Below are 13,594 nucleotides of genomic sequence, written 5' to 3'. Positions count from 1 at the left end.
GTCAGGACTCCAGATCATGCCGGTTGACCCGCGCTTCGAGCTTGTTTTGCAAGTGCGAAAGCACCGTGGCAAGGATCCAGTAGATCAGTGCGGCGGCCAGGTACATGGTGAAGATTTCGAAAGTGCGCGCGGTAATCAACTGCGCCTGGCGGAACAGCTCCGGCACCTGAATGGTGGCAGCCAGCGCAGTGTCCTTGACCAGCGAAATGAAGCTGTTGCCCAGCGGTGGCAAGGCCGTGCGCGCTGCCTGCGGCAGAATCGCCCGGCGCAGGGTCTGCCAGCGGGTCATGCCGATACTGGCCGCCGCTTCCCACTGACCACGTTCCACGGCGCCGATGGCCGCACGCAGAATCTCACAGGCATAGGCACCCATGTTCAGCGAGAAGCCGATCAGCGCAGCCGTCAGAGGATCCAGCTCGATGCCCAGTTCCGGCAGGCCGTAATAAATCATGAACAGCTGCACCAGCAGCGGCGTGCCGCGGAAGAACGACACGTAGATACGTGCAATCCAGCCCAGCAACTTGAAGCTCGACAGACGCATCAGTGCCAGGCCGAAGCCCAGCACCAGTCCGAAGAACATGCCGCCCAGGCTGAGGATAACGGTGTAATACGCGCCCTTGAGCAGAAAGGGCGCGGAGTCCAGCGCGAGCTTCAGGCTCTCTTCGATCATTTGGTCACGTCAGCCTGGAAATACTTTTGCGACAGCTTGGCCAGTGTGCCGTCGGCACGCAGTTTGTCGAGGGCCTTGTCGATGGCTGCCAGCAGTTCCGGTTCGCCCTTGCGCAGTGCGATGCCCGATTCCTGACGGGAGAAGGGGGCGCCAGCGACGGCCATGGCGTTCCTGGTCTTGGTGACCATTTCCAGTGCCGCGAGACGGTCGACCAGAATGGCGACGATGCGGCCCGATTTCAGGTCCTGAAACTTGGTAGGGTCATCGTCATAGGTTCTGATGTCCGCGCCTTTGACGTTTTCCTTCAGCCATTGCTCATAGTTGGTGCCCAGGCCAACCCCGACTTTCTTGCCCTCAAGGTCGGCAGGTGTCTTGATGGTGCCTTCGTTCTTCTTCAGGGTCAGCGCCTGAATACCGGAAAGGGTGTAAGGCTCGGAGAAGTCGTACTTCTTCTTGCGCTCATCGGAGATGGTGACCTGGTTGATCACGACGTCGAGACGCTTGGAGTCCAGGGCGGCCAGAATGCCGTCCCATTTGCTCGGCTGAATCTTCGCCTTGACGCCCAGTTCCTTGGCCAGCGCCTCGGAGAGTTCGACTTCGAAGCCGGTCAGCTTGCCGTTCTCGTCCACGAAACTGAACGGCGGGTAAGTGCCTTCCAGGCCCACATTCAGGGTGCCGCTATCCTTGATTTTCTGCAGTTGCTCGCCTGCCATGGCGTGTCCAGCAATACCGGTGCCGAGCATCAGGCTCAGTGCCGAGAAGAGAAACGTGCGACGAATAGCGGAAATGTTCATGCGAGCCTCTTGTTTTGTGTGAAGTGTCGGCCCGGTTTCGGGCCTGACGGACGCGTCTGGGTGCTGGAATTCAGCGTTGTTTTTCAGTGGGTTACGCGACAGGTTGAGCGTGCCGGGCGCCACTATAAGGCCATCCGGTTATGAACAAAAATAACTAAAAAGACGCTCGTCTTTCATTTTGGACATAACCCTGGTCATTGCCTGCCGGATCAGCTGGAAAATACATCCGGGTAAGCGAACAGCGCAGGTGCGCCGCCGGTGTGCAGGAAAATCAGCGGGCCGTCGTTGAATCGCTGACGTCCGATGCCATCCAGCAGCCCTGCCATCGCCTTGCCGGTGTAAACCGGGTCAAGCAGCAGACCCTCGTGACCCGCAACAAGTTTGATCGCCGAGAGTGTTCCGGCATTCGGCTCGCCATAACGCGGTGCGAAATACTCGTCCCACAGCTCGACCTTGAAGCCTTGCGGCATCGGGATTTCCAGCAATTCTGCGGTGCGCTCGGCCAGGCCCTGGACCTTGGGAAACTGCGCTTCTTCACTGCGCGAGACGGTCACGCCGATGACTGGCAGATCCGGCAATTCGCTGGCCAGCGCCAGCGCGAGACCGCTGTGGGTGCCCGCGCTGCCCGAGGGCAGTACCACGGCGGCGAAGTCGATGCCGGTCTGTTTGATCTGCTCGGCCAGTTCCAGCCCGGCGCGCACATAGCCCAGCGCGCCGACCGGGCTTGAACCGCCGATAGGCACCAGATAAGGCTTCTTGCCGTTGCTGCGCAGACGAGCGGCCAGTGCGTGCAGTTGTTCGTCGGCGTCGTCGAGGTTCTCGACCAGCTCGACTTTGGCGTCGAACAGCTCCAGCAGCAGGCGGTTGCCGTTGTGCAGGTAGTTGCTGTCTTCGGTGCCGATGGGGTTTTCCAGCAGTGCGACGCAGCCCAGACCCAGACGAGCGGCCAGCGCTGCGGTCTGACGTACGTGGTTGGACTGGATCGCACCGGCCGTGATCAGGGTGTCGGCGCCCTGCGCCAGCGCATCGGCCGCCAGGTATTCAAGCTTGCGCACTTTGTTGCCGCCCAGCGCCAGGGTCGTGGTGTCATCACGTTTGACGTAGATCTCGCGGCCAGCCCATGTCGACAGACGGTCGAGCTTTTCAAGGGCGGTGGGCGCGCTGATCAAGTCCAGGCGATTGAAACGGGCAAGCTGATTTTTGATCATGGAGATAAATGAGCCGTGTAGAGAGTCAGCGGGACTTTAGTCAGCGGACTATAGGCAGACGTTTCCCACACGGCAACCCATCGGTGTTTATGCTTCGCTCAGCCGTTTCGTACAAAAAATTGTTATTTTTTCCACATGAATGTTTGCCGTAGAGTGGACGCAGCAGCGCCCGATACGGTCGGGTCGCCAATCGTCATGACCAAGGAGAGTTCAGCGTGAGCGATATTCCAGAAGCATCCGCCGACGGCCGTTCCAGCCATTGGCAGTTGCAGCGTATCGTCAGCCAGTTACGCACGGCGCGTGAGGACTGGCGCACGCGCAACCGCCGCGTGAGTGGCGAGCATGGTGGTCGCGAGCTGCCGTCGCGTGCAGCCATGGGCGAAATTCTCGAAGCCCTGAGCGGCGCGCTGTTTCCGATGCGACTCGGCCCTGTTGACCTGCGCGAAGAGAGCGAGGATTTCTATGTCGGCCATACACTCGACGTCGCGCTCAATGCGCTGCTGGCGCAGGCCCGGCTCGAGCTGCGTTACGTGGCTCATCAGCAGGGCCGGGAACTGGCCGGGATCGACGAGCATGCGCTGACGCTGATTCAGGATTTCGCCACGGCCCTGCCGGGGATTCGTCAGTTGCTCGACACGGACGTGCTGGCGGCCTATCACGGTGACCCGGCGGCGCGCAGTGTCGATGAAGTGCTGCTGTGCTATCCGGGCATTCTGGCGGTGATCCACCACCGGCTCGCCCACCACTTGTACCGCGCAGGTCTGCCGCTGCTGGCGCGCATCAGCTCGGAGCTGGCCCACTCGGCGACCGGCATCGACATTCACCCCGGCGCGCAGATCGGTCCGAGTTTCTTCATCGACCACGGCACAGGCGTCGTCATTGGCGAGACCGCCATCATTGGCGAGCGAGTGCGGATTTATCAGGCTGTCACGCTGGGCGCCAAGCGCTTCCCGGCGGATGAAGACGGCCAGTTGCAGAAGGGCCACGCGCGCCACCCGATCGTGGAGGACGACGTGGTGATCTACGCCGGTGCGACCATTCTGGGCCGCATCACCATTGGTCAGGGCTCGACCATCGGCGGCAACGTCTGGCTGACCCGCAGCGTCCCGGCAGGCTGCAACCTGACCCAGGCCAACCTGCTGCAGCAGGATGACGGGACGCAGAAGTAGATTTTTGTAGCGCGTCCGCCTCAACACTGATCGTGCCCATCGCTCCGCGTGGGCATGCCTCCCGTGACGCTCCCGACTGATGCGTAAATGCGCCCTGCATACACATTCCGCACCCGGGAACGAACCCTCTCCTGCACACGTCCTACCCAGGTCTGAGCCAGCAATCACAGCCTCGCGATTCGTAATCACGGGGCCTTTCGTGTTTAAATTGAACGTTCATTCAAGTTAAACCGGTGGTTCGCTGCCCGCTCACAACAGGAGGCTAACCCTTGCCGTATGCGTTTTTTGTAGTGGTTTCAATCAGTCCGGAGGCATGCAGTCGATGAGTACTCCGAGTACGCAACCCAGCGGTACGGTCCGCATGAACGCTCCAGTGTTTTACTTCGCTGCGAGCTTTATTCTGATCTTCGGCGTCATCGTGATCGCCTTCCCGCAAGCCGCCGGTGCGTGGCTGCTGGCAGCGCAGAACTGGGCGGCCAACACGGTCGGCTGGTACTACATGCTGGTCATGACGCTGTATCTGGTCTTCGTGGTGGTCACCGCCGTATCTGGCTACGGCAAGATCAAGCTCGGTGCCGACCACGACGAGCCCGAATTCAGTTACCTGTCCTGGGCCGGCATGCTGTTCGCTGCCGGGATCAGCATCACGCTGTTCTTTTTCTGCGTGTCCGAACCCCTGACTCACCTGCTGCAACCGCCGCAAGGCGAGGGCGGTACCACCGAGGCAGCGCGGCAGGGCATGCAGCTGCTGTTCCTGCACTGGGGCCTGCATGGCTGGGGCGTGTTTGCCTTCGTCGGCATGGCGCTGGCGTACTTCGCGTATCGCCACAACCTGCCGCTGGCGCTGCGTTCGGCGCTGTATCCGCTGATCGGCAAGCGCATCAACGGCCCCATCGGTTACGCGGTGGACGGTTTCGGCATCATCGCGACCATCTTCGGCCTGGGCGCCGACATGGGCTTCGGCGTGCTGCACCTCAATTCGGGTCTGGACTACCTGTTCGGCGTCGCACACACCCACTGGATTCAGGTCGGGCTGATCACGCTGATGATGGGCGCGGCGATTCTGGTGGCGATTGCGGGCGTCGACAAAGGCGTGCGCCTGATGTCCGACATCAACATGCTGCTGGCCTGCGCGCTGCTGCTGTTCGTGTTGTTCGCCGGTCCGACTCAGCACTTGCTGAACACCCTTGTGCAGAACATCGGTGACTATCTCGGTGCACTGCCGACCAAGAGTTTCGACGTCTACGCCTACAACGAGCCGAGCGACTGGCTGGGTGGCTGGACAGTGTTCTACTGGGCGTGGTGGATTGCCTGGTCTCCGTTCGTGGGGCTGTTCATTGCGCGCATCTCGCGTGGCCGTACCATCCGCGAATTCGTCTTCGGCGTATTGCTGATTCCGCTGGGCTTTACCCTGGCCTGGATGTCGATCTTCGGCAACAGTGCCATCGATCAGGTGCTCAACCACGGCATGACCGCGCTGGGCCAGTCAGCCATCGACGATCCTTCGATGACGCTGTACCTGCTGCTGGAAACCTATCCGTGGAGCAAGACGGTGATTGCCGTCACGGTGTTCATCAGTTTCGTGTTCTTCGTGACCTCGGCCGACTCGGGCACCGTGGTGCTTTCGACGCTGTCGGCCAAAGGCGGCAACCCGGACGAGGATGGCCCGAAATGGCTGCGTGTGTTCTGGGGCGTGGCGACCGCGCTGATCACCAGCGGATTGCTGTTCTCAGGCAGTATCGATGCGCTGAAATCAGCGGTGGTGCTGACCTCGCTGCCGTTCTCGCTGATCCTGCTGCTGATGATGTGGGGGCTGCACAAGGCGTTCTTCATGGAGTCCCAGCGCCAGATCGCGCAGCTGTATTCGCTGGCCCCAGTGTCGGGTTCGCGACGTGGCGGTTGGCGTCAGCGTCTGAGTCAGGCCGTGCACTATCCGTCGCGAGACGAGGTGTACCGTTTCCTCGACCAGACTGTTCGCCCGGCCATCGACGAGGTCACGGCCGTGTTTGTCGAGAAAGGCCTGAGCGTGGTCAATGTGCCCGATCCTTCCAACGACTCGGTGACGCTGGAAATCGGCCATGGCGAGGAACGTCCGTTCATCTATCAGGTGCAGATGAAAGGGTTCTTCACCCCGTCGTTCGCACGCGGTGGCATGGGTTCCAAGCAATTGAACAACCGCCGCTACTACCGCGCCGAGGTTCACTTGAGTGAAGGCAGCCAGGACTACGATCTGGTGGGTTACACCAAGGAACAGGTGATCAACGACGTGCTCGACCAGTACGAGCGGCACATGCAGTTCCTGCATCTGGTGCGTTGATCGAGCGGGTCTGAAATCCTCAGATGATCGTTCCCATGCTCCGCGTGGGAACGCCTCTCGGGACGCTCCGCGTCCGCGCTCTCAAATCACGTGCTCTCCCGCTCAACCAGCTCGCATGCCAGCAGGTTCAGCCTCTGAATTTCACCCTCGACCGACAACACGCCCAGGCTCTCCAGCACGCGCTGCGCCGCCAGTACGCCGATCTGCTGGGCGGGTGGTTTGATGGTGGTCAGGCTGGGCATCATCATTTGCGCGAAGGCGTAATCGCCGAAGCCCATCACGGCGCAATCCCTGGGTGTCTGCAGGCCAATACGCTGGCTGGTGAGCAGGCCGCCCGCTGCCAGGTTGTCGTTGGCAAAGAAAATCGCATCAGGCCGAGGATGGTTGTCCATCAGCACATGCATCGCCTGCCTGCCCGCTTCAAACGGCGCAAGCCCCGCATCCGGTACGAACACCCACGGCTTTAGCCCAAGCGCTTCCAGTGTGGCAACACATCCGTTGCGGCGTTCCTGCGCGCTGAGGTCACCGGCGATGCTGTTCTCTACGAAGGCAATCCGACGGTAGCCCTTGCCGTGCAGATACCGCGCCGCCGTGACGCCGACTTCGTAGTGGGAAAAACCGATCTGGATCGGACTGCGTTCAGGCTGATGGTCCCAGGTTTCGATCACCGGGATATCCGCCTGCCCGATCATCTTTTCCGTGGCGTCGCTGTGAAAGCGGCTGGTCAGCACCAGCGCTGCCGGTGACCAACCCAGAAACGCACGCACGGCGCTTTCTTCCTGCTCGACGGAGAAATAGCTGGAGGCCAGCAGCAACTGAAAGCCGTGCTGGCTCAGGGTGTCACTGAAGCCCTGAATGGTATCGGCGAAGATCGGCCCGGAGATGTTCGGGATCACCATCGCCACCACTCGGCTGCGCGCCGACGCCAGACCGCCGGCCACCAGATTGGGCACGTAGCCCAGCGCATTGACCGATGCCGCAATGCGCTCGCGCAGTTCCGGCGACACCTGTTCCGGTTGGTTGAAGTAGCGCGAAACGGTGATGGCCGACACGCCAGCCTGCTTGGCTACCGCGTTGATCGTCACGCGGCCTGCGCCCCGGCGTTTACGTGTCACGGGTGTTGGGTCAGCCATGTTCATGCGCTTCTTTTAAAATTAAAAAGCATATAAAACTAATTTTTCAGTATTGGACGATCTATCCGTCATTTCCTGATACTGGCGATGTTAGCGCTAACAACAATGGTTTGTCTGCTACTCGCCACCGCGAATGCCCGGAACCGGTTTGGTTGTAATCAAAGGCGTCAGTGCTTGGGGCACTGTCGGATCAGGGCATATTTCAGGCAGGCACGCAGATGCACACAACACATGGGGATGGGGTCAAACACACACTGCTGGCGCAGGCCATTGATCAGGTCCATGCGGCGCGGGGGCGTCGTTGCGGCTGGTTGTTGATGGGGCTGACGGCCTTGCCAATGGCGCCGGTCATGGCGGCCGATACGGTAGAGCAGGCCGCCGAGACGCCGACACTCGAATCGGTCACCGTAACCGCCACGCGCCGTGAAGAATCGCTGCAGAAAGTACCCGTCGCCGTGTCGGTGATTCAGGGCGAGCAACTGGAGCGCGACAACCGCAACGGCGTCGCCAGTATCGTGCAGCAGGTGCCCTCGTTGAATTTCAGGACCGGCGCGTCGAACAAGGACACCTCGCTGTTCGTCCGTGGCGTCGGCACCATCTCTACTTCGCCAGGCGTCGAGCCAACCGTTGCGACAGTCATCGACGGTGTGGTCTACGCCCGTCCCGGCCAGGCCACGCTCGATCTGCTGGACCTGGAGCGCATTGAAGTCTTGCGCGGTCCGCAAGGAACGCTGTTCGGCAAGAATGCGTCGGCCGGGGTGCTCAATGTGACCACCAAGGCGCCGACCGAAGAGACCCACGGCTACATCGATCAGTCCTACTACAGCGGCAATGAAAGCCGCACGCGCTTCGGCATCGGCGGCAGCCTGATCCCTGACACGCTCAAAGGCTCGATCACCACGCTGTTCGGCAGCTACGACGGCAACGTCGACAATAAGCTCAACGGCCATGAGGTCAACGGCTACAACCGCAAGGGCGCGCGGGGCAAGCTGGAGTTCACGCCCAACGACGACATCACCTTCACCCTCGCGGCCGACTACATGCAGTCCCACGACGACGCGCCCAACGGCGTGGTGACCCAATCGCTCACGCCAGCGTTCACTAGCGCGCTGTCGCCGGTGCGTGCCGACAGCGACAACCGCAACGTGATCAGCGATTACCGCAGCCATGTCGAAGACACCAACAAAGGCCTGTCCGGGCAACTGGATTGGCAACTGGGTGACTACACCCTGACGTCGATCACCGCCTGGCGCGGCTGGGACAACACGCAGTATCAGGACGGCGACCGTTTGGGCACCGTCACCGCGGCGTTCCCCGGCACCGAAGACAAGGGTGATCTCGAGTTCAACCAGTACTCGCAAGAGCTGCGTCTGGCTTCGCCAAAGGGCCAGTTCATCGAATACGTCGGTGGCCTGTTCTACATGCATGGCAAGAGCGACGAGACCTATCAGCGTACGTTGATCACGCCGACGCGCCGCGATCAGGGCGTGGCGGATTACACCACGACCAATGAAAGCTATTCGGTGTTCGGCGAAACCACGTTCAATTTCACCCCGGACTTCCGGGCGATTGCCGGGCTGCGCTGGACGCACGACGACCTTGAGTACGATCACCGCCGCGTCTCGACCTCGGCCACCACGGTCAGCGGCATTCAGCCGGCGACCAGCAGCTCCGGCTCGGTCAACGAAGAGGGCAAGTCGGGCCGTCTGGGGCTGCAATACGATCTGAGTGACAGCGTGACCAGCTACATCACCTATTCGCGCGGCTACAAGGGCCCGGCCTACAACGTGTTCTTCAACATGCAGCCGCGTGACACAGAAGCCTTGAAACCCGAGACCTCCAATACGTGGGAAGTCGGCATCAAGGCCACCACCTGGAACAATCGCCTGACCACCAACCTCGCGGTGTTCCACAGCGATTACGACAACTATCAGGCCAACTTTTTCGACAGCGTTGCCGGGCAGGTCGTGACTCGACTGATCAACGCGGGCAGTGTCAGCACTGAGGGCGTTGAGCTGGATTACGCCTTGCAGGCCACGCGCAACCTGAAGTTTTCCGGTGCGTTGTCCTACACCCGGGCACGCATCGACACCTTCGCCTGCCCGGCCGGTGCCGCCGCGTCCTGCAATGTGGATGGCAAGACTCTGCCGTATAGCCCGGACTGGAAGAGCTACGTCCGCGCCGACTACACCATCCCGCTGGACAACGGCCTGGATATCGAACTGGGCACCGATTACAGCTGGCAGAGCGAAGTGCAGTACGACATCAGCCAGAACCCGGACACCAAACAGGGTGCCTACGGCATCTGGAACGCCAGCGTCGCGCTGGCCGATTACAACAGCGGCTGGCGTGTGGCGCTGTTGGGCAAGAACCTGGCGGACAAATCCTATGCACCGATGCTCGCCACGGGCGGCAATTATGTGTATCGCTCGGTGCCACGTGATGACGAGCGTTATTTCGGCGTGCAGGTGCGCAAGGATTTCTAAGCGGGCAACCGCAATGAAGGGAGACAGGTATGAGCACAACGGCTCGACAGATGAAATTGGGCGCTTTCCTGATGGCCACGGGGCACCATGTGGCGGCCTGGCGACACCCGGACGTGCCCGCCAACGCGGGGCTGGATTTCAAGCACTACCGGCATCTGGCTCAGGTGGCCGAAGCCGCGAAATTCGATGCGCTGTTCGTGGCTGACAGTGTCGCTGCCGCCACGGGCGACATCGCCAGCCGCATGGCGCGTTCCGATCATTTCGAACCGCTGACGCTGTTGTCGGCGCTGAGTGCGGTGACCGATCACATCGGCCTGATTGCCACCGCAACCACAACCTACAACGAGCCGTACCATGTGGCCCGCAAGTTCGCCTCGCTGGATCATCTGTCGGGTGGGCGAGCGGGGTGGAATCTGGTGACGTCCGATGCGGCGGCCGAAGCGCAGAACTTCGGTCGCAGTGAACACGTCGGTCATGCCGAACGTTACAGCCGCGCCCGGGAGTTTCATCAGGTGGTGACCGGGCTGTGGAACAGTTGGGCAGACGATGCGTTCACCCGTGACAAGGCCAGCGGTCAGTATTACGACCCAGCCAAAGTGCAGGTGCTGAATCATCAGGGCGAACACTTCAGCGTCAAAGGCCCACTCAACGTGGCGCGCTCGCCGCAGGGTCAGCCGGTCGTCGTGCAGGCCGGTTCATCGGAGGTCGGTCGCGATCTGGCGGCGCAAACGGCCGAGGTGGTGTTCACCGCACAGACCTCACTGGCCAGCGCGCAGGCGTTCTATGCCGACATCAAGGGCCGTCTGGCAGCGTATGGGCGCAGCGCCGATTCGCTGAAAATCATGCCTGGCGTGTTGATTGTCGTGGCCGAGACCGAAGCGCTGGCCAGGGAAAAATTCGAGTCGTTTCAGGACTTGGTGGAGCCCGAGGTCGGCGTTGCTCTGCTGGGGCGGATGCTGGGCAATTTCGACTTGTCCGGTTACCCGCTGGACGGGCCGTTGCCGGAACTGCCGCTGACCGACAGCGGGCAGCGCAGCCGTCAGAAGCTGCTCACCGAACTGGCCGAGCGGGAACACCTCAACCTCACGCAGTTGGGCCGTCGCATCGCGGGTGGGCGCGGGCATTACAGCCTGATCGGCACGCCTGAACAGGTCGCTGATGAGCTGCAGACCTGGTTCGAGCAAGGCGCTGCGGATGGCTTCAATGTGCTGGTGCCGCACCTGCCCGGCGGGCTTGAAGACGTTGCGCGATTGCTGGTGCCCGAGTTGCAGCGTCGCGGCCTGTTCCGCACGGAATACGAAGGCACCACCTTGCGCGAAAACCTCGGCCTGCAGCGCCCGATAAATCGAGTTTGATCGTTCCCATGCTGGGCGCTCATCGTTATACACAAGTCCGTCTCGACACTGATCGTGCCCATCGCTCTGCGTGGGCATGCCTCCCGTGACGCTCGCGGCACAAATGGCACAGACTGAGGATTCAGTAAGCCGAGCGCATGACGTGGATAACGCTGGAGCCTGGGCACACATCTGCGCCACATTCCAGAGCGGACGCGGAGCGTCCTAGGAGGCATTCCCACGCAGAGCGTAGGAACGATCATCATCGTATTCCTCCAGGAGGACTTGTGTATAACGCCAAGCGCAGAGCGTGGGAACAATCATCGGTAAAGGAAAAACCTCATGAAACCATTTGCAATCATCGCCGCCATTCTCGCGTTCAGCGGCCTGTTAAACACGGCTTCAGCCAGCGAACCCGACACTCTGCGTATCGGCTTTCAGAAAGGCTCGATCACGCTGGTCCTCGCCAAGGAACATGGCCTGTTGGAGAAGCGATTCCCGCACACGCAAATCAAGTGGATCGAATTTCCGGCCGGGCCGCAGATGCTGGAAGCCTTGAATATTGGCAGTCTCGATATCGCCTCGACCGGTGATATTCCGCCGATCTTCGTTCAGGTCGCGGGTGCCGATCTGGTCTACATCGGCGCCGAACCCGCCAAGCCCCAGGCCGAAACCATTCTGGTGCGCAACGAAAGCCGGCTGCACAGCGTGGCCGACTTGAAAGGGCGCAAGGTCGCATTCCAGAAAGGCTCCAGCGCGCACAACGTGGTGCTGCGCGTGCTGAACAAGGCAGGGCTGACCTTCAAGGACATTCAGCCAATCTACCTGACCCCGGCCGACGCCCGCGCGGCGTTTGAAAACGGCAGTGTCGATGCCTGGGCCATCTGGGATCCGTACTATTCCATCGCACTCAACGAAGGCCACAGTCGTCTGTTGGCAGATGGTGAGGGGTTGGGATTGTCCGGCCCGTTCTACACCGCACGCCGCGGTTTCGCTGACAATAACGGGGCTTTCGTGCAGAGCGTGCTCGACGAACTGACCGCCGCCGATGCGCTGACCCGCTCGCAACGCGCCGAGAGCATTCAGATTCTGGCGCGCAGCATGGGCTTGTCCGAAGCGGTCATCACTCAGTATCTTGACCATCGCCCGGCCTCACCGAGCCTGCCGATCACGCCAGAGATCGTCCGCGCGCAACAAGCGACCGCCGATCTGTTTTTCGACAACCACCTGGTGCCCAAGCGGGTCGATATCCAGCAGGCCGTGTGGAACAGGCCTTGAGTATCCCCCTGACAAGAGAGGATTCAATGACGTATATCGCTGCCGAACATCGCTACAACGACATGCCTTATCGCCGTACCGGTCGCAGCGGGCTGGTCCTGCCAGCGCTGTCGCTGGGCCTGTGGCATAACTTCGGTGACAGCACGCCCATCGACACCCAGCGCGCCATGCTGCGCACCGCGTTCGATCTGGGCATCAACCATTTCGACCTGGCCAACAACTACGGCCCTCCCTACGGCAGCGCCGAGATCAACTTCGGTCGCCTGCTGCGTGAAGACTTCAAGCAGTACCGCGATGAGCTGATCATCTCCAGCAAGGCGGGTTGGGACATGTGGCCGGGACCTTACGGGCAGGGCGGTGGTTCGCGCAAATACGTGCTGGCCAGCCTTGATCAGAGCCTGCAGCGCATGGGCCTGGATTACGTCGACATTTTCTATTCGCACCGCTTCGACCCGGACACGCCTCTGGAAGAAACCGCCAGCGCACTGGCCACTGCCGTGCAGCAGGGCAAGGCGCTGTACATCGGTATCTCGTCCTATTCCGGGGCCAAGACCCGCGAGATCGCTGCGTTGCTCAAAGAGTGGAAAGTGCCGCTGCTGATCCATCAACCGGCCTACAACCTGCTCAACCGCTGGGTCGAGAAAGACTTGCTCGATGCGACTGAAGAGCTGGGCGCAGGCGTGATTGCCTTTACTGCGCTGGCGCAGGGTCTGCTGTCGGACAAGTACCTGAACGGTGTGCCCAAGGATGCGCGGGTCAATCGTCCGGGCGGCGGTTCGTTGCAGGCTTCGCACCTGTCCGAGCAGAACATCGCTCACGTGCGTGCCTTGAATGAAATCGCCCAGCGTCGTGGCCAGAGCCTGGCACAAATGGCCCTGGCCTGGACGCTGCGCGATCCACGTGTGACATCAGCGCTGATTGGCGCAAGCCGTCCCGAGCAGATCGTCGAGAACGTCGGCGCCTTGAAAAACCTGTCGTTCAGTCAGGAAGAACTGACCGAGATCGACAGTTTTGCGGTAGAAGGCGGGATCAATCTGTGGGAGAAACCTTCGCTGGCTGAGTAAGCGAGGAGCGCGCCGGGTAGTACGCCAGGCTCAACGCGGGTTGCCATTTGACTGCGAAGAATGGCGCTGGCGGCGTGCTCGCCTGGCGAGGCAGCATCGCAGGGCTGTTCAGTGTCCCCCACTGAACAGCCAGGAACGGCG

The 13,594-nt window shown here is 61.2% G+C and carries 10 protein-coding genes; 6 read left to right on the top strand and 4 right to left on the bottom strand.

What is annotated here, in order from left to right; translation table 11 throughout:
- Position 1: 1 nt before the first annotated feature.
- The 3 genes from tcyL to CFBP1590_RS25010 form a co-directional block, all read right to left on the bottom strand.
- Positions 2 to 670 (bottom strand): cystine ABC transporter permease, encoded by a 669-nt coding sequence (gene tcyL, locus CFBP1590_RS25020; protein WP_088236123.1) that lies wholly within the window; start codon positions 668 to 670, stop codon positions 2 to 4.
- Positions 667 to 1,464 carry a cystine ABC transporter substrate-binding protein gene (tcyJ, locus tag CFBP1590_RS25015; RefSeq protein WP_088236122.1) on the bottom strand — a complete coding sequence of 266 codons (798 nt, stop codon included), beginning with the start codon at positions 1,462 to 1,464 and terminating at the stop codon, positions 667 to 669. Before tcyJ ends, tcyL begins: the two co-directional genes overlap by 4 nt.
- A gap of 209 nt (positions 1,465 to 1,673) precedes the next feature.
- Complete coding sequence (locus tag CFBP1590_RS25010) at positions 1,674 to 2,672, bottom strand: D-cysteine desulfhydrase (RefSeq protein ID WP_088236121.1); 999 nt, start codon at positions 2,670 to 2,672, stop codon at positions 1,674 to 1,676.
- A 215-nt stretch (positions 2,673 to 2,887) separates the two neighbouring features.
- On the opposite strand from CFBP1590_RS25010, the gene epsC reads away from it, so the two are divergent.
- Positions 2,888 to 3,841 (top strand): serine O-acetyltransferase EpsC, encoded by a 954-nt coding sequence (gene epsC / locus CFBP1590_RS25005; RefSeq protein WP_004882745.1) that lies wholly within the window; start codon positions 2,888 to 2,890, stop codon positions 3,839 to 3,841.
- Positions 3,842 to 4,202: 361 nt separating this feature from the next.
- Entirely contained in the window at positions 4,203 to 6,158 is a 1,956-nt protein-coding gene (betT, locus tag CFBP1590_RS25000; RefSeq protein ID WP_161627598.1) for a choline transporter BetT, read from the top strand.
- An 86-nt stretch (positions 6,159 to 6,244) separates the two neighbouring features.
- On the opposite strand, the gene CFBP1590_RS24995 is transcribed toward betT, so the two are convergent.
- The gene (locus CFBP1590_RS24995; RefSeq protein ID WP_029241228.1) at positions 6,245 to 7,291 is read right to left on the bottom strand and encodes a LacI family DNA-binding transcriptional regulator; all 1,047 of its coding nucleotides are present in this window, start codon (positions 7,289 to 7,291) and stop codon (positions 6,245 to 6,247) included.
- A gap of 218 nt (positions 7,292 to 7,509) precedes the next feature.
- Here CFBP1590_RS24995 and CFBP1590_RS24990 point away from each other — a divergent pair, with 218 nt between their 5' ends.
- The 4 genes from CFBP1590_RS24990 (at position 7,510) to mgrA (ending at position 13,453) form a co-directional block, all read left to right on the top strand.
- Positions 7,510 to 9,777, top strand: coding sequence for a TonB-dependent receptor (locus CFBP1590_RS24990; RefSeq protein ID WP_032663430.1), 2,268 nt, complete (start codon positions 7,510 to 7,512; stop codon positions 9,775 to 9,777).
- Positions 9,778 to 9,806: 29 nt separating this feature from the next.
- Complete coding sequence (locus tag CFBP1590_RS24985; RefSeq protein WP_088236120.1) at positions 9,807 to 11,132, top strand: LLM class flavin-dependent oxidoreductase; 1,326 nt, start codon at positions 9,807 to 9,809, stop codon at positions 11,130 to 11,132.
- A gap of 321 nt (positions 11,133 to 11,453) precedes the next feature.
- The gene (locus CFBP1590_RS24980; RefSeq protein ID WP_088236119.1) at positions 11,454 to 12,389 is read left to right on the top strand and encodes a sulfonate ABC transporter substrate-binding protein; all 936 of its coding nucleotides are present in this window, start codon (positions 11,454 to 11,456) and stop codon (positions 12,387 to 12,389) included.
- A 26-nt stretch (positions 12,390 to 12,415) separates the two neighbouring features.
- Positions 12,416 to 13,453 (top strand): L-glyceraldehyde 3-phosphate reductase, encoded by a 1,038-nt coding sequence (gene mgrA / locus CFBP1590_RS24975; RefSeq protein WP_004882731.1) that lies wholly within the window; start codon positions 12,416 to 12,418, stop codon positions 13,451 to 13,453.
- Positions 13,454 to 13,594: the final 141 nt, after the last annotated feature.

The sequence above is a fragment of the Pseudomonas viridiflava genome, assembly GCF_900184295.1.
GTDB classification, from domain to species: domain Bacteria; phylum Pseudomonadota; class Gammaproteobacteria; order Pseudomonadales; family Pseudomonadaceae; genus Aquipseudomonas; species Aquipseudomonas viridiflava.
The sequence above is the reverse complement of the archived record's forward strand: the minus strand, read 5'-3'. Positions and strand labels throughout refer to the sequence as shown.